Consider the following 21,881-nt stretch of genomic DNA (forward strand, 5'->3'; position numbering starts at 1 on the left):
ACCTTGAAAACGATCAAGAAAATTCTGTCTAAATGCAATACTAGAATCGGGTTTTTCGTCTTACTAGTAGTGCTTTTTTGGGCTAAAACAATTTACGCATATTTCACTGACTTTAATTTGGGTGTCGACAGTATCTTTCAACTGTTTTTGCTCCTAATTAATCCAATCGCAACCACCGTTATTATGTTAGGGCTGGCACTTTATTTAAAGCCAGCTAAACTTTTTTATCCAGCAATTTTATTTCTGGACTTTCTAAACACGGTTCTTTTATACTTAAACGTAATTTACTTTCGTGAATTCACCGACTTTATGACGGTGTCGACCATGACCGGTTATTCCAAGGTCAACCAGGGACTAAGTGGAAGCTCATTAGCACTAACTTCGCCCCACGACGTTTTTTACTGGATTGACATCGTGATCGTCATCCTCTTACTTTTGTTTAAAGTGATTAAGATTGACAAACGACCACTACAGGCCCGAGTCGGATTCGCGGTTTTCTCACTTGGAGCCCTCATGTTAGTTGGTAACATTACTTTGGCCGACATGGATCGGCCCCAATTATTGACCAGAACCTTTGACCGCACTTACATCGTTAAATACCTGGGGTTGGATTCTTTTACCGTCTATGACGGAATTAAGTCCCAACAAACCAACAACATGCGAGCCAATGCCAATAAGTCTGACTTAACGGGGGTTCTTAAATTCAAAAAAGAACACTACGCCGCTCCTAACAAGAAAATGTATGGCATTGCTAAGGGTAAAAATGTCATTATCATTCATCTGGAAAGCTTCCAACAGTTCGTGATTGATAAAAAGATCAATGGCCAGGAAGTCACTCCATTTTTAAATAAGTTGTATCACAGTAAATCAACTTATTCCTTTGATAACTTCTTCCATCAGGTCGGCCAAGGTAAGACGTCCGATGCAGAAAACATGCTTGAGACTAGTACTTATGGTCTCCCACAGGGATCCTTATTTGCTCAACTTGGCAGTGACAACACCTTCCAGGGTGCTCCTGCCATCCTTGGTCAAAAGGGATACACGTCCGCCGTCTTTCACGGAAACGTTGCTAGCTTCTGGAACCGAAACAACACTTACAAAAACCTAGGATATGACTACTTCTTTGACGCCAGTTACTACGATACCTCGGGTGATAAGTCAACCGGATACGGACTGAAGGATAAGCTCTTATTTAAAGATTCAACCAACTATCTTCAGCACCTCCAGCAACCGTTCTATGCTAAATACATCACCGTTACCAATCACTTCCCGTATCAACTAGACGCTGAGGATCAGAAGGATTCTGATTTCAAGGCCCCTGATACTAATGATGAAGCCGTTAACAACTACTTTGTAACGGCCCACTATCTCGACCAATCCGTTCAGGAACTCTATGAGTACCTTGACAAAGCCGGTTTACTAAAGAACTCCGTGATTGTCCTATATGGGGATCACTATGGCTTATCGAACTCTGAAAACACCAGCTTAGCACCGCTACTTGGAAAAGACCCCAACGACTGGAATGACTTTGATAACGCCCAATTGCAACGAGTACCATTCATGATTAACATGCAGGGCATTAAGAATGGTCACGTGGATCACACCTATGGTGGTGAAATTGACGTACTTCCAACCTTGATGCACCTTCTTGGAATCAGTTCCAAGAAGTACATCCAATTTGGGACGGACCTCTTCTCCAAGCATCATGATCAAGTGGTGGCCTTCAGAAATCGGGATTGGGTTTCTCCTGAGTACACTTCGGTTAATGGAACGGTCTACGATAACAAGACCCAAAAAGTAATCCATCCGGATAAAAAGTTGAAAGAGAAGTTAGAAAAGACGCAGGATAAAGTCAATCTAGAACTCTCGTTATCCGATACGCTGAATGAACAAAACCTACTTCGTTTCTATCATCCTAAGGGATTTAAACCAGTTAACCCGCAGAAGTACAATTATGCTAACGGATTGGACCATGAAGAAAACATTGAAAAGAAGCTTGGAAAAGCCTCAACCAGTCTCTACTCAGAACGACATGATAAGAGTACGAATAGTTTATACCATACCGATGCTCCTGAGCTTTACCATAGTTCAACTAACTCTAATCGAATTCAAATTACCAACCCTGATTCAAACAAAGAATAACTATAAAGAACCCACATCAGTTGATGTGGGTTCTTTTGTATGACTGTACTAGTTTTTACCTGTGCTATAATACGGGTAAATCTAGGGATGGAAGGTTACAAATTATGACTAAATATACAGTTACAAAAAGAGCCAAGCAGTATAAACAGCCCCGTGGTGGTTTCATTCCCGTCTCATCCCTTCACATCAAGCAGTTTACGCCAGACGAATTTCTGCCGATTGCTAGTGAAAACATCACGCCCAGCTTTATGGGACTGGTCGTCGACTATCTAACACGGTTTGAAGTCACCGGAGACGTCGTGGCAGCATTCAGTATTCCTGAAATTGGTGCCCATAACGTTGACCTACTAGCGGCCGAAAAGACTGGGCACCATTACGATGGTAATATGGACCGTTTTAAACAATTAACCAGTGAAATCAATTCCGGACTTGATGATGACAGCATTCAGTGCGCCATTCAACTCGTTAATTATGACATTGCCTACCGGATGGGACCTAGTTACTACGTTCCTCGTCCCAAGTACCAAGCGAATGAGGTTACCATTGAGCACATTAAACAAATGGTTAACCGGGGCGTTCAGTTCTTGAAGCAAGCATCAGAAGATGGTCCCATTACAATTGACTTTGATTTTCCCGGTGCGTACACCGACACCGTCGTAAACGGCGATGGTGACTACCTGACCAAGGATGGGCTGTGGGATTTCAAGGTATCAAAGGCTAAACCAACCAATAAATTCACCCTCCAGATCCTGATGTACTACATCATGGGGCTCCATTCAGCAAATAAGTCTTATTTTGAAATGGTTAAGCAGTTAGGCTTGTTTTATCCACGCCAAAATTGCCTGTATTGGATTAACGTAGCCGACATCAAAACCAAGACGCTAGAAACGGTGGCAGAGGATGTCATTGGATACTAAAATACCACTATCATTGAGGTAGTGGTATTTTTGTCATATTTTAGTTTGCGGTTGTCTGAATAATTCGGAGGTCTCCCTTTAACTGATACGTTTTGGCTTGAACTGGCAAGACATAGGTACTTCCCTTTTCAAGCGAATACGATTTGCCATCGACAATTAGTGTCCCTGTTCCATCAATAACAACGTTCACTGAATAAGTCTGCATGTCTTTAATCTCGGCTTGACCGTGAACCACAATTTGATAAACGTTAAAGTACTTTGATTTCAATAGACGTGTCCGGGCTGGATTATTTGAATCGACAACCAGTTGGGTTTGCTCGGGGTCTGGTAGAACGTTCGGAGTATTGGTTACTTTAATGGCATCTTCTACCTGGAGTGGTCGTTTCTTCCCCGTCTTTTGATCCACCCGGTCGAAATCATAAAACCGGAGCGTGTTGTCAGAATTTTGTTCCACCTCAAGAGCGACAATGCCTGCTCCCAAAGAATGAAGCGTCCCCGCTGGTACATAAACCATCTCACCTGGTTGAACGGTTTTCGTTTCTAAAATCTGGTCTAACTGGTGGTTTTTAATGGCCTGCCGAATTTCATCCTTACTTTTGGCGGAATGACCGTAATATACCTTTGAATCTGGTTTGGTGTCTAAAATGTACCAGCACTCAGTTTTTCCATTCTTTTCATTAAAGTACTTTTGCGCGTTCTCATCACTTGGATGAACCTGGATTGACAAGTTTTCCTTGGCATCCAAAATTTTAACCAATAGTGGAAAGGAGGCGTTAGCCGGATGCCCACCAAATAGTGCTGGATGTTTCTTCCAAACTTCTTTTAAAGTCTTTTCATCGTAGGGTCCGTTATAAACCACTGACAAGTCATCACCATAAGTCGAAGCAATCCACGCCTCTCCAACGTGATTACTATTTAACTGATAGTGATACCGCTTTAGTTCGGTTCCACCCCACATCTTATTCTGTAAAACGGGCTTTAAAAATAAGGGAAATACTTCATTTGTCATGAACATCATCCTCCAGTTAAGAAATTTCAACTAGTTTCATGATAGCATCATGTTAATGGTTTCACAACATTTATCCTTTCTTTAACCTACTTGCGGTGAAGCGAAGTACTGTGAACGGGTCCCCTTCGGTCGGGATAAATTTCTTTCATTAAAACGTTAATGGCGGTGGGAGCCTCACCAAATCCGGTTGCGATCAAGTCTTGTTTGCCGGGATAAGTAATCTGATCCCCAATCGCAAAGATCCCTGGCACACTGGTCTCAAAAGATTGATCAACCTCAAGTAAGCGATGATCAAGGGCTGGTTGGATCTGCCATTCCTTTAACTGGTGATTATTCGAAATAAACCCGTAGTTCACCACGAGATCATCCACCATCATTTCCATCTCGTCATCTTCAGTCTTAACCTTTTTACTGGTAACCCTTAAACGATTATCAATCTCATCCAGTCGTTTGATTAAGTATGGAGTAACCACTTCAACTGATGATTCTTTCAATCGGTCAACCATGTACTCAAGACCACGAAATTCGTCCCGCCGGTGCAATAAAAACACCTTACTTGCAACACGTTCAAGCATTAAAGCCATGTCAACGGCGGAATCGCCACCACCAGCAACCATAACGTCTCGCCCCTTGAACTGGTTTAAATCATTGATACTGTAAAAAAGACGTTTCCCAGTGAGCTCTTCGGCATTTTCAGCCCGTAGTTCACGCGGCTTAAAGGCACCGTTGCCAGTTGCAATGATGACGGCTTTACTCTTAGTGGTCCCCTTACTGGTTTCAATCTCAAAATAGTCATCTTTTTTAATCACATCGACTACCTTACTCTCGACCTTTTGGTCAACATCAACGGTGTCAAGTTGTTTTTGCAGCCGTGAAATCAGCTCGTCACCCGTGACGCCCGCAAAACCAGCCACGTCCAAAATGGTTTTTTCAGGATAAAGCGCTTTGACCTGGCCCCCAAGTTCAGGAAGGCTCTCAATGATCTGCGTTTTAGCATCCCGCAGGCCAGCGTAAAACCCCGCAAACATCCCAACGGGACCGCCGCCAATAATTGTTATATCGTACATATTTTCCATTTTTATCACTCTTTATCTAATTTTATCTTTAACCAAAGTTTACCATGCAAAGACAAAATAAAAAAACCAATTTCATATCTATCGCAATTTCCTACATATTAAAGTATTATAAAGTTGTACTGTAACTGAAGTTATATAGGAGGACTTTATATGAGTACCAAAAAAATGATTTTGGACCTTGATACTGGAATCGATGACTCAATGGCACTAACCTACGCGGTTGGCAATTCTGAGATTGATTTAATCGGGGTCATTGCTTCGTTTGGCAACATCGAAGCCGAACGGGCAGCCGTTAATACCCTTAAAATTTTAGATTTACTTGGTGCTTCAGACGTTCCGGTCTTTATTGGTGAAACTCATCCATTAAGCGAAGATTATGTCAGAATGCAAGTCAGCGCTGACATTCACGGTGAAAATGGGATTGGCGACGTTGACCTTCCCGAACCAAGCGGGGCGGTCCAAAGTAAAAACGGGGTCGACTTCATGATTGAATCCGCTAAAAAGTACGGTAACGATCTAACGATTGTGCCAACTGGTCCTCTTACTAACTTAGCCCAAGCAATCAAACAAGCTCCAAAAGCCATGGAGCAGGTTGGCAATGTGACTTTAATGGGTGGTGCTTTAACCGTTCCGGGTAATGTCACCCCCGTCGCCGAGGCCAACATCAACCAAGATGCCATTTCAGCAAACGAAGTTTTTACCAGTAACCTCCATATCAACATGGTCGGCCTTGACGTTACATTACGAACCCTTTTGACCAAGCAAGAAACCCAAAAGTGGCGTGAATCTGGGACAATGGCTGGAAAGAAAATGGCTGACATCGTGGACTTCTACATCAACATCTACGCTGATATGTATCCTGAACTTGGCGGCTGTTCCTTACACGACCCACTCGCCGTTGGTGTAGCGGTCGACCCCAGTTTCGTAAAATTCATTGATATGAATATGATCGTTACCACCAAACCCGACGCATACTATGCTAGAACAATCGGTGATAAGAATCGATTAGATGATCCTAACACCAACGTTAAGGTGGCTGTAGCGGTTGACTCCAAACGCTACTTAAAAGAATTTATGAAAAATATGAATAATGCGTTTGAGACCATGTAAAAACCAAATAAAAATGAGCTAAACAATTATGTTTAGCTCATTTTTATTTGGTTGTGTTTATATTTATTGATCCGCTTTAAAATACCGCTTTAAAAAAACTGCCACGCCATCATCGTCATTCGATTTGGTCACATCCGTCGCAATTTTCTTGATTGGTTCCTGCGCATTCGCCATCGCAACTCCAACCTTGGCCTTCTTAATCATTCCGGCATCGTTTTCAGCATCACCAAATGCCATTAGATTAGAAAAATCATCACCATAGTGACTAAGCAATGCTCCTAATCCATAAGCTTTATCAACACTGGGTGCCAAGAATTCTAGGATTTTGGGTTGAGAACGAACAATGTGATACTGCTTTTTCACATCTTCGGGCATGTCACTAACAGCTTTATCAAGAACGTCTGGTTCGGCTGCAATAACCGCCTTAGAGTAGCTTTCGTCTGGCATCTCAGAAAATTTAGTTGGTACAAACTGCATGTCAGCATTCAACATTTGTTGATAAATCGATGATTTTAAATCGGAGATTGGATAGACCTGGGTAAAATCAAGAATATCTAACGGGAGGCCGTTTCTTTGAGCGTATTCATAGAGTAATTTGAACGCATCTCGATTCATCCCACGCTTAAATAATTCATACTTATCGGCATTTCGAACCACGAGCCCACCATTAAATGTGATGGTATAATCATCTGGCTCATCAAGGTCTAGTTGCTTAATGTACTTCCAAATGGCATTGATTGGTCGTCCAGTACAGAGCACCACTTTGATACCCTGTCGGTGTAACTTTTTTAACTCGTCTTCGTTTACTTTACTGATCTTCTTATCACCTGTAAGCAGTGTGTTGTCAAGATCGAGTGCGATCATTTTAATCATATTAATTCCTCATCATTTAAATTATTCATAAAAAAACGCCCATACCGGGCGTTTTCATATCTTAAGAAGTTAACTTCGACTCTAATTGTCTCAATTCTGCTTCACGAACATCTCGCGGTAAGAACCGTCTAATTTCTTCTTCGTTGTAGCCAACTTCAAGACGTTTGTCATCAAAAATGATCGGACGCTTGATTAGGTCAGGGTACTTTACTAATAGGTCAACTAACTCTGTTAAAGATAAGTCATCTAAGTTCAAGTGCAGTTTCTTAAAAACATTTGATCTTGTTGAAATAATATCCTCACTGCCATTTTCGGTTAAACGAAGAATTTGTTTTACTTCGTCAGCGTTAAGTGGATTTGAATTGATGTTTCGTTCCTTAAATGGAATATTATGGTCTTTCAACCAAGCACGGGCTTTACGACTTGATGCGCTGCTTGGTGCAACATATAAATTCAACATGTAATAACCTCCTCATGTCTAACATTTAACATGACTTGTTTAAATTAGTACGAATGTACTTATTAAACAACTAAATTGTATCATATATTATTACTTCGTCAACGTTATTTTAAACTTAAATAAAGCCTGATTTCTAGCTTTTATTTACACTTTCCTTAATAAATATTATAATTTGTACTATATAAGAGGGAGAGGCCAAACTATGAAACTCAAAATACTATGTACGAGCGATATTCACGGTTATTTAGCGCCAACAAATTACGTTAAACCAAATGAAAACATGCCCTTTGGTTTAGAAAAGGCAGCAACCACAATTAAGCACGAACAGGAAGGCTTCGACCACACCTTAATTTTAGATAATGGTGATTTTTTAGAGGGGTCTCCTCTTGCCTACTACACGGCCGAAGTTTTAAAACTTCCGAGTGCTAAGGCGATTAATAAAGCATACGATACGATTGACTATGACTTTGGATCACTCGGTAATCACGAATTTAACTACGGACAAAGCTACTTAAAAAATACCATCAAAAACACCAAGCGCCAGTTTATCTGCGCCAACATCCTAAACGAAAAAGATGAGCCAGCCTTTGGGTCGGCCTATGCCATTAAAGACTTTGGGGATCTAAAGGTGGGAGTATTAGGTCTTACCACTCAGGCCATTAACCAGTGGGAGAATAAGGCCAACGTTAAAGGGCTTAAGTTTAAATCTGGCTTAGAAACGGCCAAAAAATATGTCCCAATTCTTCGCCAAAAAGCTGACGTGGTGGTTATTTTGTATCACGGGGGGTTTGAAAGAGACAAAGTAGGTAAACTTAGTGAAAAATTCACTGGTGAAAACGAAAGTTATCAAATTTTAAAAGAAGTTCCCGGAATTGACGCTTTAGTGACGGGTCACCAGCACCGAAAGCTCGCTAACCATCTCTTTGGCGTTCCGTACGTTCAACCCGGACATCGTGGTGATTACGTAGGCCAAATTACCCTTGATATTAATGATAACGATAAAACGGTGGTCAACAGTAACGCCAAACTAATCTCAACGGCTCAAAATAGGCCATTTCAACCGACCAAAAACGTCGTTGATCCAGTCGACCAAGATGTTGAAAAATGGCTCTCAAAACCACTCTCAAAGATTAAAGGTAATCTCAAATATAAAGATCCCTTCGAAGTTCGAACCCATGGATCGGCCTTTATCAATTTTATTCAAAGGGTCCAAATGGAAACAATGGGAGTTGATATTTCGGCAACCGCGCTCTTTACCGACGAAGCCCATGGATTCGAAAATCCAATCACCATGAGAAACATCATCACCAACTACGTCTATCCAAACACGTTAGCAGTCTTAAACATTACTGGAGCGGACTTAAAAGCTGCCCTTGAAAAAACTGCTGATTATTTTGCCTTAAAGGATAATAAAATCATCGTCAATCCAGTATATACTTATCCGAAACACCGGGACTATAACTATGACATGTACGCGGGCATTGATTACACTATTGACGTCTCCCGGCCGATTGGTTCCAGAATCGTTAACTTAACCTATCACGGTCGCCCAGTTCTGGACCATCAACCCTTGAAGATCGTCTTAAACGCGTACCGTGCCGTTGGTGGTGGCCACTACCCCATGTACGACGAAAGTAAAATTATTTCCTATAACACCATTACCATGAGTAATTTGATTGCGAAGTACCTTCAAGATCATCCCGTAGTTGACGCTAACAACCAACAAAACTTCAAAGTCATTAAATAAAAAAGTTCCTCACCACGTAAATGCCAATGGTGAAGAACTTTTTTTATCCAGCTTTTTTCTTTTTATTGTTTTTCGGTTTACCGCCCACGTACTGAACGGCTTGCAACTGTCGAATTGTAGTAACCTTAATTTTACCAGGATAGGTCAATTCGTTTTCAATTTGGTCCTTTACTTCATTGGTTAACTCACTACTTTGCGTATCGTTAACCTTCTTTGGATCAACCATGATTCGAATCTCACGACCTGCCTGAATGGCGTAACTATCCTTAACACCGGGATGTTCATTCGCAATTTTTTCCAAACCCTTTAATCGATTGATGTACTCTTCGACCGATTCGCTTCTGGCACCTGGTCGAGCTCCTGACATTCCGTCTGCCACTGCGACCAAAATAGCGTATGGGTTATCTGGTTCAACGTCCCCATGATGAGACGCAATTGAGTTTATGACAATTGGATCTTCACCATAAGCCTCAGCTAACTTCACTCCCAGTTCAACGTGTGTTCCGGAAACTTCTCTGTCAATCGCCTTCCCGATATCATGGAATAATCCAGTCCGTTTAGCCATCCGAACATCTAAACCAAGTTCAGCAGCCATCACAGCTGATAGTTCGGCAACTTCAATGGAATGCTCTAAGACGTTTTGACCATACGACGTTCGAAACTTTAAGCGTCCCACCGTCTTCATTAGGTCCGGATGAACCCAACCAAGGTGCAAGTGACTAACGGTCATCTCACCAGTCTTTCTTAATTCATCCAAAACTTCCTGTTGGGTTTGATTGATTTCATTTTCAATTACACCATTATTAACCTGCTTAATGGCCAACAGATCGTTAATGGAATTGCGCGCAATCTCTCTTCTAACCGGATCACTGGTACTAATGATTAACGTTTCCGGGTGTTCTGGATCAAAAATTAAATCAACTCCGGTAAGGGTCTCAATCAATCGTAATCGTTGGTCATCTTTGCCAGCAATCTTGGCGCGCATTCCAGCATCCGGAATAATCACTGAGCGCTCAATGTGGTCACGAGGAACATCAACTGGCCCATCTTGAACTGCCTCAATCATAAGATTACGGGCCTGTTTGGCAGCATTAAATGCCATTAAGTCATTATTTTCCTTAACGGTAGTATCAAAGTCACGTTTTAAATCAGCTTCAAGAGTGGCCAAAACGAGCTGTTTGGCTTGACCTTCAGTTAATTCACCCCGATCGTGGATGATTTGTTTTCTTTGCTTCTCAAGTTCTAAGACGTCATTACGAGCCTTTTTGAGGTTTTCAACTAGAAGGTGATTACTGTTCCTTTTAATTGTCAGAGCGGCCTCTGACTTGTCCAAGCGGGCAACGGAAGTCTCCAAGCTTTTTTCTCTATGATCAATTCGCAGTTTGCGGCTCTCGTTTTCTTGAACTTGGGCATCGAGTTCAATTTCTTCTTCTTTACGATAATTTTCAGCTGCTGTTTTACTTTTATCTTCAAGTTTTCTTTTAGTATCATTAATCTTAACTTGGTTATTATCTTTAATCTTACTAGCAGCAGTCCTGGCGGCTGTCAGTCCCTTGTCGACGTGGTTTTTTCGTAAGTAGTAGCCACATGCTGCTCCAAGTAAAAGTGCAATAATAATTGCAATGGAAGCTATCAATTTGACACTTCCTTTCTTTTCAATTCATTTTAATCTATTTAAATAATAACATTTAAATCTTTATTTTAAAATAAGTCACTCGTGCTTTTTGATGATATCATGAAGTATAATGGTATTAAGGAGTGATTCTATGTTTCCTGAAAGACTCAGAGCTTTACGAACCGGTCAGAAAATCACATTGACTGACCTTGCAAACGGATTAAACACAATGTTTCCCACTGACAAAGAGCATGAGAATACCGCCTCACAGATCGGCAATTGGGAACGTGGAATCCGTAATCCTTCTTACATTGAAGTCAAAAAATTAGCTGAATTTTTTGGGGTGTCAATGGACTATTTGAGTGGCCGAGTTGACCATGAAGAATCCGATCTTTCCAAGTTATTTATCTCTGGAAAGCAACTCTTCTTCAACGGCGAAGCCATTAATAACAACGATCGGTACGAGATTTTTCAACTTATCAACGGCTACCTTCACGGTAAACAAAACAGAGACGATGACCACAAAAATCACCAAGAATCGCTTGATTTACACTACTAAGGACACCAAATGGATAAACGTAAACTCAGAAAAAAACTCAAAAAACGTCATCAGTTGAAACGGGCAACTCCGCCTTACATTCATCAAATGAAACAATATCGTGACGAGTATCGGGAGTATCCTGAGATTAAATACTTAATTAACAACGTCTTAGCAGCCAATCAATTACTTACGGCTGGTAAACTTCCGCAGGATTTGCCCAAGCTGATTCTTCCTGATGACATTCAGGACCAGATTTATCAAAAAATCAATTCCAAGTACGCCATGAATGATCGTAGCGGTGATTCCGAATGGAACCGGCTTTCAGGCGATCTTTCTGACCTTGACAAGCACTTGCGTGACTTTCGTGATTATCTCGAAAATCAATACGGGATGTGGGCATACATCTCCTCATCGTTTACCTACCATCTTGCAAAATACTTAGATGGTAATGCTGCCCTTGAAGTAATGGCGGGTAACGGCTACATCTCAAAGGGACTCCGTGATAACCACGCAAACGTCATCGCAACTGACAGTTTAGATTGGCAAAACGAGAACGAAACTGGCAGACATCCCGTCACTAACGTGGAAAAGTTATCAGCTCTCGAAGCATTTCACAAGTATCAAGACCAGATTGACTACGTAATTATGTCGTGGTCTCCAGATGGCATTCCAATCGATAATGAACTTCTTGAAGCAATCAGAAAGTCAAATCGTGATATCAAATTAATCGTCATTGGTGAGAAAAACGGGGCCACCGACTCCAAAGAGTTCTGGCAAAACGCACAACTTTACGATGACAAAGGCATTAAGAACCTGAATCAACATTATTCAAACTTCGATTTAATCCAAGATCACGTTTATTTAGCAAAATAAAAGAGCTTCCAACAAAAGTTGGAAGCTCTTTTTGGCATCTGAACAAGTCAGACGGACTAACGAGGTGTTCACATCACCTGCTAATCAAACCATCTGCAATCCGGCAGATAAACATGGTTCCCACAATCAGACTAAAAAGTCTGCTCGGCTCGTCGCATATTATTATTGTATCATAATTAGCAATTAAAAGCTATTTGGAACTTGCATCATCCTGTTCATTAGCCGCAATCTGATCTAATTTATCCTGAGTCCAGTCAACGAACTGCGCCAAATAAGTTCCATCGGGCTCCTTTTCAAAACTAGTTGAATCCGCCAACTCATCAATTCGCATTTTAGAACGGTTGACGTTGGGAGAAGCAATGATCATGTACACATTGACTGATTTTATCCCGTCTCCCACCGTTATTTTAGCAATGTTTTTAGCGTAGTCTAGCGGTAAATTAATGACCGAGGTCTGCAGTTTCAGCTGAATGTCATGATCAGAAACGGTGATTTCCGCGCTGGCAATCCTGTCTTCTTTCAGATTACTTGCGATAAAATCAGTCATCTTCTTCAAGTTTCCCTTTAAGTCAGATTGCAACTTTTTAAGGGACATTTCCGACACCTGTTTCTGAAAATCATCATTTCCAGCTGCTTCAACAAACTCTTTTTCATCAATTTTCATTTCATTCACCTAACTTTATTTTCTAAACTTCATATAATGAGCCACACGTTCTTTCGTCGTTGCCTTTCGGACCTGATAATCAATCGTGAACCAGTAAATATTTACACCAATGGAACCAATTACCAGCACAATGACGGCAATTCGAAGTGGCCATGTTGTATGACTAATGGTGATCATCGCAATAATCGCTGCGATTAACCCAATCGTGTAAATAACCTGAACGGCTGCCAACAAATAATATCCTAAACGACTTTTAAACGCAACCAGAATCATCGGAATCAAATACATAATGGCTGCAATGGCTGACGTGCGAACTAGGCCACTGACACTCGACTTGACCGTTAATTTCATGATTGGCATCGTCATAACAATGTTTACAATCCAGAACAATATCAGTGAAATAAACGCCCACGTTAACGTCTGTTTTCTTTTCATTTTACTCATCCTTTTAGCTTCAGTATAACGAACTTCTCAATTTGATACCAACAATTTTTGTTTTAGCTAAATTCGTTACGTAAATTCTTAAAACATGGTATAGTTAGTGTATAAGAAAACAAATGAGGTGAGCTAAATGGCCAAGAATTACAAGAGGATTTTAGCACCGGTGGATGGTGCTGAAGATACAATGCCTGTTATGAGTCGTGCAATCACAATGGCTAAACAAAATGACAGTCACTTAGATATTTTAAATGTAATTGAAGTTAACCAATTCAACCGTAGTTACGGGGATGCAATTACCGCCGACGCTGTTTACCAGTTAACTGACAAGACAAAGAAGATTCTTGAAACTTTGAAACAACAAGCAATTGACGCTGGGGTAACCGACGTATCAATTCATATGCGTTTTGGTAATCCCAAGAAAGTCATTGCCAAGGAATTTCCAAGCGATCACCATGATGACCTGATCATCATCGGTGCTACTGGTCTTTCAGCCGTTGAACGTTTGATGGTTGGCTCGGTCACTAGCTACGTCACACGTGCTGCTACTCAAGACGTCTTAGTAGTCAAATAGTCACAAAATCTCTACCCACTTATTGAGTGGGTTTTTTATTTTGAGGAATTTTATGAAGAAATGGAAATATGAATTAACCGTCCCCAAATCATTTGATCAACAAACCGTTCGGGAGTATCTGCACGAATATCTTTTAATTCCCAAGCATTTGATTTTCTCACTAAGAAAAAATCATCGCGTGTTAATTAACGGTCAGTACCTGCCCATGAACTTTCTGGTTAAGCAAAATGATCGAGTCACACTCGAGTTTATTGCTACCGATTTTAAAGTCCCGTTCCCACACGTTCCATCAGATTCATCGAAACCACTAAACGTTGTCTACGAAAACTCTGACTTTTTAATTGTTAACAAGAATCGCGGCGACAAGACTCATGCCAATCAACCTCACGAAATGGGATCCACCCTTAATTTTGCTGCCAACTACCTTCAACCCCAAAACGACGCTTACATGGTTCATCGCTTAGATCAGCAAACCAGTGGTGCACTTATCATCGGCAAGAATCCAGCCGTGGTCCCCATCTTAGTCAAAATGATTGAAGCTAAAGCGGTCAAGCGAACCTACTTGGCCTGGGTTCATGGTTATTTTAAAAATCAATTGGGAGTAATCAATCAACCAATTGGTTTTGATCCTTACGACCAGCGCAAACGCAAAATTAACGGACCAAATTCTAAATCAGCGATCACAAATTACAAGGTCATAAAAACGGATCCAGACAAAACCCTCGTGGCCCTTCAACTTCAGACCGGTCGAACCCATCAAATCAGGGTGCACTTGGCTTCCATTGGTCATCCGATTATTGACGATCCCTTGTACGACCCGAACGGTTATCCTAATCATCCCATGCTGCTTCATTCTTGGCGGGTCCAAATGATGACACCGTTCTACCATCAACCACTTGAAGTTATTGCCCCACTACCGCCTGAATTCAATATGTAAACAAAAAGAGTGAACTCATATGAGTTCACTCTTTTCTAATTAATTAGTTACATTAATTATTTCTTAGCTGGTTTTTTAAGTGGTTCCCATTTCCAATTTTCAACTTCTGGCAAGTCAGTACCATACTCTCTAATGTAGTGGTCGTGCTTGTCGAGCATGTTGTTCATTTCTTGGATAAATCCAGTACCCTTAAGGGCGTATTCTGGAATATCAGAAACAACTTCCTTAGACAAATTGAATCGGTCTAATTGGTTCAAGACACGCATGTCAAATGGTGTAGTAATGTCACCATTTTCACGATATCCATGAACGTGAACGTTCTTATTGTGACGATCAAAGAAGATGGTTCTGATAATATCTTCGAAACCGTGGAATGCGAATACAACCGGTTTGTCCTTAGTAAAGAGTTGATCGAATTCCTTGTCACTAATACCACGAGGGTCTAGTTCTGGGTTACGTAACTTAAGCAAATCAACAACGTTGATGTATCTAATCTTCATTTCAGGGAAACGCTTGTGCAAGATTGAAATTGCGGCAAGGGTTTCAAGAGTTGATTCAACACCAGCAGATGCCATAACAACGTCAGGTTCTTCACCATTGTCAGTTGAAGCCCAGTCAATGTAGCCGAGACCGTTCTTAACAAGGTTTGAAGCTTCGTCAATGTTAAACCATTGTGGACGTGGGTGCTTTGAAGTAGTAATCAAGTTAATTCTTTCGTAACTATCAAATGCTTCGTTACCTACAGCCAATAATGTGTTTGCATCAGCTGGGAAGTATTCACGGATAAACTCAGGTTTCTTTTCAGACAAGTGGGTAATCATACCTGGATCTTGGTGAGTGTAACCATTGTGATCTTGTTGGAATACAGTTGATGAATCGATGAAGTTCAATGCAGGATACTTGTTTCTCCATTCGAGTTCAGAAGCTTTTCTCAACCACTTGAAGTATTGAGTAAGCATTGAATCTACAACTCGACCGAAGGCTTCGTAAGTTGCGAAGAATCCATGACGACCAGTAAGGGTGTATCCTTCAAGCCAACCTTCGTCTTGGTGTTCTGATAGTTGTGAATCAATCAAACGACCATAGTGAGCCATGTACTCATCATATGGTGGGTTGATATTTGGCAACCATTGACGACGAGTAACATCGAATAAGTGCCATAATCTGTTAGACCATGTTTCATCAGGGCCGAATCCACGGAAGTTATTAGGATTTCTCTTAGTAACGTCACGTAGCCATTCGGACCAAACAACCATGTCTTCGTTTTCAGTAGCACCTGGAGTCTTGATATCAAGAGCGTAATCACGGTAGTCAGGTAAGTCTAATGGCTTAGGATCGATACCACCGTTAGTGATTGGGTTCGTTGACATCCGTTTGTCACCCTTAGGAGCTAATTCTCTAAGGTATGGCTTTAAAGTACCATTTTCATCAAATGATTCTTCAGGTTTGTAACTCTTCATCCATTCTACGAATTCATCAGCAGTACCCATGTCATCTGCTGATAGTGGAATTGGAACTTGGTGAGCTCTAAATGATCCTTCAATTGGAAGACCTTCAGCGTTCTTCTTAGGGCCAGTCCAACCCTTAGGTGAACGGAAGATGATCATTGGCCATTTTGGTTCTGTAGCAGTTTCTGCAGTTTGGTTCTCACGAGCGTTCTTTTGAATGGCTTTAATTTCTTCAATTGAAGCATCCATAACTTTAGCAAGCTTTTCGTGAGTTTCCATTTGGTCGGTACCGTAAGGCATGTTGGTTTCAACGAAACGAGGCTTCCAGCCCATACCTTCAAAGTACTTAGTAATGTCTTCGTCAGTCATACGAGCTAAGACAGTTGGGTTAGCAATTTTGTATCCGTTTAAGTTAATGATTGGTAAAACAGCACCATCAGTAACAGGGTTGATGAACTTACTTGACATCCATGAACCAGCCAAAGGACCAGTTTCTGATTCACCGTCACCGATTTCAACGGCAGCAATAACGTCAGGATTATCAAAGATTGCACCAACACCATGTGAAAGTGAATAACCTAATTCTCCACCTTCATGAATTGAACCTGGAGTTTCAGGTGCAGCATGTGATGCAATTCCACCAGGGAATGAAAATTGCTTGAACAGGCGAGCCATTCCGGCTTCATCTTGAGAAATCTTAGGATAGATTTCTGAGTAGCTTCCATCCATGTAAGAATTTGAAACCATAACTTGGCCACCGTGACCTGAACCTTCAATATAGAACATATTAAGGTCATACTTGTTGATGACACGGTTCAAATGGGTGTAAACAAAGTTTTGTGAGGCAATTGTTCCCCAATGTCCAATTGGCTTAACCTTTACATCTTCAGAAGTCAAAGGCTTCTTAAGCAAAGGATTAGCACGTAAAAATAGCTGACCTACTGACAAGTAATTCGCAGTATTCCAGTATTGTTGCATTTTTTCAAAATATGATTTGGAATCATAATCTACTGCCATGCTATAACACTCCTTTTAAATAATCGGCAGCTCGTTTTCGAGCTGGATCTAATCTGTTTTTGAAAGCGCCAAACTTATTGGCTTACCTACAACAACTATGATAAAGATTTTTGGTGAAATGTCAACCATTTCGACAATTGATACGAACCAATTTTAAGCCCTTAAAAACCCTAATTTCAAGCAATTTTAAGCACTAAAAAAGTCTCCAATTTTTCAATTGGAGACTTAAAATATTTTATTCAATTCCACGAAGTGCTTTATTAATTAATGCACTGATAACTGACGGTGAAAATAGTCCCATAATCTGCGCAACTTGGGGAGCAGATGTGTCACCAGTAAAGATGACGTTTAGTGGGAAATAAAGCTGTTTACCTTTCATCCCCGTCTCTTTGCCAACCTCATTAACAATTGGACCATAATCAAGTCCTTTATTTTGACCGTTTTCACTGGCCTCATGAATCTTGTCTTCTAAAGCATTGAATAACTTTTCCAAATCATCGTGTGAAAAGTCGCTGAGTTTTGAGTAATCAATGTTTTGACCCAAAATATTGTAATAGAAATCCATGTATTCCATGATTTCAGTCAACTTAAACACACTGTGTTTGTAAATATCAATCACCTGTTCAGCGTAATCGTGCAGGTTGGGAATGTCATCTTCTTGAATCTTCTTGGCAATGTCAGTCTGCCCTTCGTCAACGAGTTCGACCACCCGATCGGCAAGTTCACTTGATGGCATGCTTTTTACGTATTGCGAGTTAATCCAGTCTAATTTGTGTTGGTCAAAGAAAGCTGGCGATTTTGACATTCGCTTTGGATCATACGCCTTAATCAGTTCGTCCTTTGAAAAGATTTCCTTTTCACCAACCGGTGACCACCCAAGAAAGGCAATGAAGTTAAAGATTGCTTCACGTAAGTATCCTTCACGCTTGTACTCACTGATGAACTGCAAAGTATCCTTGTCACGTTTACTTAACTTCTTACCAGTCTTCGGATTATAAATCAATGAGATGTGACCAAAGTTAGGGTGCTGCCATCCTAATGCATCATAAACGGCCATTTGCTTAGGGGTGTTAGCGATGTGATCGTCCCCCCTTAAAACATCAGTAATGTCCATTAAATGGTCATCGACCACCACAGCAAAGTTATAGGTTGGTAATCCATCACTCTTTTGAATGATAAAATCGCCACCTAAATTGTCAGAATTAAATTCAACCTTACCTCTCACAATGTCGTCCCATTCGTAGGTATGATCCTTTGGTAAATGTAAACGAATTGTGTAATGTAATCCCTTATCTTCAGCGGCTTGAATATCAGCTTCAGAAGCACCATACCAACGTCCATCGTAATGTGGAGCCTCTTTATTTGCCCGTTGCTTTTCCCGCATCTCTTTTAGTTCGTCTTCAGTGGCAAAGTCCTTGTATGCCAGACCCTTGTCCATTAATTCACTGATGTATTTATCATACAAAGCTCTTCGCTCCGTTTGATGATAGGGAGCATACTTCGGATTAGGCTTATCAGGGCCTTCATCCCAGTCAATCCCTAACCAGCGTAAGTTGTCCATCTGGCTTTTTTCACCACTGTCAACGTTACGCTTTAAATCAGTATCTTCGATTCGAAGAACCATCGTTCCGCCGAAATGTTTTGCAAACAGATAATTAAATAAAGCAGACTGTGCATTTCCGATGTGTAAAAAACCAGTTGGGCTTGGTGCATATCTAACTCTAACGTTCTTTTTCGCCATCTTAATACTTCCTTTTTTGCCAGCATTGGCACTCTTTTAAATCTCTTCGTACATTCTTACATTACGTTAATTCCGAACCAATGTACGTGCTTACAACAATTCCATTATATCACTTTTAAACTAACTCAAAAAATTGAGTAAAAGTCGATTCTAGTTATTCAAATCAACAAACGTGTTGTAATTAAAGTACTTATAATGAATGCGCATGTTGGAAATTTCAAACGGGGTTCCATCGTCTAAAAAGAAAATCCCACCCATGACCACGACTGGTTCATCAGGCTTTAAGTTCAATAGTCTTTGATCATCAATCGTGGACGGTTGGGCTTCAATCGACATGTAGGATTTGGTTCCCGTCTTGTTTAGCTTTTCCTCTAAGTAGTTAAAAATCGAACCCTTAACCACTCGCTTACTCATCTTGGGCGCCACTTTAACCGGAATATAACCAGACTCGATAATAATAGGTGTCGAATCAACCGAGCGGAGCCGTTTAATTTCATACACTTCATCACCTTGATTTAGAAACAGATCTTCTAAAATCTCAGGGGTGGGGGCAACAACTTTAAATTCCAGTAAATCAATCTTTGGATCGTACCCCTCAACCTTCAGATTATTGGTAATTCCAAGGTTAGATCCCTCGTAACTAAAAATAGATTTATTCTTCAAATAAAGTGGATTAATAAAGGTCCCAGAGCCACGTTTCTTGAAAATAATTCCCTGTTCCGCTAGGATACCTAAAGCTTGCTTAACCGAGCTCCGACTGACGTGATACTTTGAACTTAAAGTCCGTTCATCCGGTAAACGATTATTATTGAAATAGTTGGAATCAATCTTCTTTTTTAAATCATCCATTACCCGTTTATAAACTAGATCAGCCATTCAATACTCCTTATTAGACGTTTCTTACCCATTATTTTAACATATTAAAAATAATAAATTTTGGCTAAAAAAATAGAGCTCCGATCAAATCGAAGTTCTATTTTTCTAATTAATTATTCGTACTGATCGACTTCTTTTTTCGCGTTCTTATGTTCCTCCATGAATCGTTTATTACTCTTGTACAAGTCCCAAACGACCCAAGTCAAGAGGGCCAGAACTAAAACAATCAAGATGTAGGCAATCCAGTTCCCCATATCGGTTTGAGCTGGAGTTGGATTATCACCAAAGAAGCTGACAATCTGACTTGGCAAACCATACAGATTCAAGAAAGTCAAAGCAATCACAGATACCCAACCAGCAATTTTAACCCAAAGGGCATTAACGAACCGTTTTCCACGCATTTCAAATTTACTATCGGTAAAGATCAGAAGCGGCAACATGGAGAATGGTAAAGCAAACGCCAAGAAGACCTGTGAGTTGTTCATCAGAGTATTAAGCGCTTCATGCTCTTCAATGGCCGGTTTTCCACTACTCAAAAGTACACAAATAACAACTGGGATGATTGAAATGACACGGGTTACCAAACGACGAGCCCACAAAGGCATTCTCATATGGATGAAACCTTCCATAACAACCTGACCAGTCAAAGTACCAGTGATAGTGGAGTTTTGACCAGAAGCAAGCAAAGCCACGGCAAACAGGATTGAAAGGACTCCGGTTTTAGCAACACTTGCTAGTAATGGGTTGGTCATAAAATCAGGATTCTTTAAGGCAGCAAACAAACCAAAGAATGATGGGTCTTTAACGGCACCAGACTTGAAGACCGCAACCCCCATAATCAATAACAATGCGTTAACAAAGAACGCCATTGTCAATTGGATGTTGGAATCCCAAGCTGAAAATTTAACTGAGCGTGCCACTGAATCCTCGTCGTTATTATCAGTCTTACGGGTTTGCGAAATGGCAGAATGTAAGTATAGATTATGCGGCATAACGGTGGCTCCGATGATACCTAAGGCACCACTTAATGGAGTTTGACCACCTACAAATGGATGGGTTTGAACGGTTTTGATGTTTGGAACTAAGTTTAAGAAAACCTTTGACCACTGTGGGTTTGAAAGAGTTACTTCGTAGGCAAATACCAAGAAAATAACACAAATCAAACAAACAACAATGGCTTCAATCTTTCTAAATCCAATACTTGTAAGTAGTAACAGTACCAAAACATCAAGAACCGTAATTAAAACGGCAATCAACAATGGAATATGGAATAGCAAGTACAACGCAATCGCTGCCCCGATAACTTCCGCGATATCGGTCGCCATAATTGCTAACTCAGTTGTTATCCAAAGGATAACCCCTAATGTCTTACTACTTCTTGCACGAATCGCCTGCGCTAAATCCATTTGTGTCACGATACCAAGTTTAGCCGCCATGTATTGAAGTAACATCGCGATCAAACTTGAAATCAAGATAATTGACATCAGCAAGTATCCAAAGTTCTGACCACCGGTAATTGAAGTTGACCAATTTCCGGGATCCATGTACCCCACCGCAACTAACGCTCCTGGTCCTGAATACATGAATAATGTTTTCCAAAATCCTAATCCTTCAGGGACATCAACGCTTCCGTTAATTTCTTGGAGGGATTTACCATTCGCATACTCAATTAGGGCATGCTTTTTCTTTGGTGCTTTTTTTTCATCTTTCTCACTCATTTTCCTTTGCATCTCCTTCCACGTTGATTCTACATAAATAAGAATTAAAAGTAAATGAAATTTTTACTTATATTTTATTAATATGATAAAATACCTTCGAGAGGT

Annotated in this window: 19 protein-coding genes; 8 read left to right on the plus strand and 11 right to left on the minus strand. The window is 40.7% G+C overall.

Going from position 1 to position 21,881, the window contains the following annotated elements; all coding sequences use genetic code 11:
• Positions 1-3 precede the first annotated feature (3 nt).
• Both AC6UDB_RS04450 and AC6UDB_RS04455 read left to right on the plus strand, forming a co-directional pair.
• On the plus strand, positions 4-2,142 hold the full coding sequence (locus AC6UDB_RS04450) for an LTA synthase family protein (protein ID WP_500709246.1): 2,139 nt from the start codon (positions 4-6) through the stop codon (positions 2,140-2,142).
• A 104-nt stretch (positions 2,143-2,246) separates the two neighbouring features.
• Complete coding sequence (locus tag AC6UDB_RS04455) at positions 2,247-3,059, plus strand: hypothetical protein (protein WP_500696969.1); 813 nt, start codon at positions 2,247-2,249, stop codon at positions 3,057-3,059.
• 40 nt (positions 3,060-3,099) lie between these two features.
• Here the strand turns inward: AC6UDB_RS04455 and AC6UDB_RS04460 are convergent, their stop codons facing one another.
• Together AC6UDB_RS04460 and AC6UDB_RS04465 are read right to left on the minus strand one after the other, a co-directional pair.
• The gene (locus AC6UDB_RS04460) at positions 3,100-4,068 is read right to left on the minus strand and encodes a type I phosphomannose isomerase catalytic subunit (RefSeq protein WP_500709247.1); all 969 of its coding nucleotides are present in this window, start codon (positions 4,066-4,068) and stop codon (positions 3,100-3,102) included.
• Positions 4,069-4,154: 86 nt separating this feature from the next.
• Positions 4,155-5,144, minus strand: coding sequence for an NAD(P)/FAD-dependent oxidoreductase (locus AC6UDB_RS04465; protein WP_500709248.1), 990 nt, complete (start codon positions 5,142-5,144; stop codon positions 4,155-4,157).
• A 150-nt stretch (positions 5,145-5,294) separates the two neighbouring features.
• On the opposite strand from AC6UDB_RS04465, the gene AC6UDB_RS04470 reads away from it, so the two are divergent.
• The gene (locus AC6UDB_RS04470) at positions 5,295-6,254 is read left to right on the plus strand and encodes a nucleoside hydrolase (protein ID WP_500709249.1); all 960 of its coding nucleotides are present in this window, start codon (positions 5,295-5,297) and stop codon (positions 6,252-6,254) included.
• A 63-nt stretch (positions 6,255-6,317) separates the two neighbouring features.
• Here the strand turns inward: AC6UDB_RS04470 and AC6UDB_RS04475 are convergent, their stop codons facing one another.
• Both AC6UDB_RS04475 and spx read right to left on the minus strand, forming a co-directional pair.
• Positions 6,318-7,127 (minus strand): Cof-type HAD-IIB family hydrolase, encoded by an 810-nt coding sequence (locus AC6UDB_RS04475; RefSeq protein WP_500709250.1) that lies wholly within the window; start codon positions 7,125-7,127, stop codon positions 6,318-6,320.
• A 61-nt stretch (positions 7,128-7,188) separates the two neighbouring features.
• Positions 7,189-7,587 carry a transcriptional regulator Spx gene (gene spx / locus AC6UDB_RS04480; protein ID WP_010022968.1) on the minus strand — a complete coding sequence of 133 codons (399 nt, stop codon included), beginning with the start codon at positions 7,585-7,587 and terminating at the stop codon, positions 7,189-7,191.
• Positions 7,588-7,789: 202 nt separating this feature from the next.
• On the opposite strand from spx, the gene AC6UDB_RS04485 reads away from it, so the two are divergent.
• The gene (locus AC6UDB_RS04485; RefSeq protein WP_500709251.1) at positions 7,790-9,334 is read left to right on the plus strand and encodes a bifunctional metallophosphatase/5'-nucleotidase; all 1,545 of its coding nucleotides are present in this window, start codon (positions 7,790-7,792) and stop codon (positions 9,332-9,334) included.
• 43 nt (positions 9,335-9,377) lie between these two features.
• Here AC6UDB_RS04485 and rny read toward each other — a convergent pair whose 3' ends face one another.
• The gene (rny, locus tag AC6UDB_RS04490; protein ID WP_500709252.1) at positions 9,378-10,970 is read right to left on the minus strand and encodes a ribonuclease Y; all 1,593 of its coding nucleotides are present in this window, start codon (positions 10,968-10,970) and stop codon (positions 9,378-9,380) included.
• A 130-nt stretch (positions 10,971-11,100) separates the two neighbouring features.
• Between rny and AC6UDB_RS04495 the strand changes: the two genes are divergently transcribed.
• The gene (locus AC6UDB_RS04495; protein WP_500694080.1) at positions 11,101-11,508 is read left to right on the plus strand and encodes a helix-turn-helix domain-containing protein; all 408 of its coding nucleotides are present in this window, start codon (positions 11,101-11,103) and stop codon (positions 11,506-11,508) included.
• 9 nt (positions 11,509-11,517) lie between these two features.
• Positions 11,518-12,363, plus strand: a complete 846-nt coding sequence (locus tag AC6UDB_RS04500) for an SAM-dependent methyltransferase (RefSeq protein WP_500709253.1) — start codon at positions 11,518-11,520, stop codon at positions 12,361-12,363.
• A 190-nt stretch (positions 12,364-12,553) separates the two neighbouring features.
• Here AC6UDB_RS04500 and AC6UDB_RS04505 read toward each other — a convergent pair whose 3' ends face one another.
• Both AC6UDB_RS04505 and AC6UDB_RS04510 read right to left on the minus strand, forming a co-directional pair.
• The gene (locus AC6UDB_RS04505; protein WP_500694082.1) at positions 12,554-13,027 is read right to left on the minus strand and encodes a hypothetical protein; all 474 of its coding nucleotides are present in this window, start codon (positions 13,025-13,027) and stop codon (positions 12,554-12,556) included.
• Positions 13,028-13,042: 15 nt separating this feature from the next.
• Entirely contained in the window at positions 13,043-13,462 is a 420-nt protein-coding gene (locus AC6UDB_RS04510) for a hypothetical protein (RefSeq protein WP_500709254.1), read from the minus strand.
• A gap of 136 nt (positions 13,463-13,598) precedes the next feature.
• Between AC6UDB_RS04510 and AC6UDB_RS04515 the strand changes: the two genes are divergently transcribed.
• The gene (locus tag AC6UDB_RS04515; RefSeq protein ID WP_500694084.1) at positions 13,599-14,039 is read left to right on the plus strand and encodes a universal stress protein; all 441 of its coding nucleotides are present in this window, start codon (positions 13,599-13,601) and stop codon (positions 14,037-14,039) included.
• 52 nt (positions 14,040-14,091) lie between these two features.
• Entirely contained in the window at positions 14,092-14,976 is an 885-nt protein-coding gene (locus AC6UDB_RS04520; protein WP_500709255.1) for an RluA family pseudouridine synthase, read from the plus strand.
• Between the two features lie 56 nt (positions 14,977-15,032).
• On the opposite strand, the gene AC6UDB_RS04525 is transcribed toward AC6UDB_RS04520, so the two are convergent.
• From AC6UDB_RS04525 to AC6UDB_RS04540, 4 genes are all read right to left on the minus strand, one after another.
• Positions 15,033-17,441, minus strand: a complete 2,409-nt coding sequence (locus AC6UDB_RS04525; RefSeq protein ID WP_500695833.1) for a phosphoketolase family protein — start codon at positions 17,439-17,441, stop codon at positions 15,033-15,035.
• A 235-nt stretch (positions 17,442-17,676) separates the two neighbouring features.
• The gene (gltX, locus tag AC6UDB_RS04530) at positions 17,677-19,182 is read right to left on the minus strand and encodes a glutamate--tRNA ligase (protein WP_500709256.1); all 1,506 of its coding nucleotides are present in this window, start codon (positions 19,180-19,182) and stop codon (positions 17,677-17,679) included.
• Positions 19,183-19,332: 150 nt separating this feature from the next.
• Positions 19,333-20,058 carry a GntR family transcriptional regulator gene (locus tag AC6UDB_RS04535; RefSeq protein ID WP_500694088.1) on the minus strand — a complete coding sequence of 242 codons (726 nt, stop codon included), beginning with the start codon at positions 20,056-20,058 and terminating at the stop codon, positions 19,333-19,335.
• Between the two features lie 113 nt (positions 20,059-20,171).
• The gene (locus AC6UDB_RS04540) at positions 20,172-21,776 is read right to left on the minus strand and encodes an Nramp family divalent metal transporter (protein ID WP_500694089.1); all 1,605 of its coding nucleotides are present in this window, start codon (positions 21,774-21,776) and stop codon (positions 20,172-20,174) included.
• Positions 21,777-21,881 lie beyond the last annotated feature (105 nt).

It is taken from the genome of Fructilactobacillus sp. X3R2C1, from assembly GCF_059901235.1.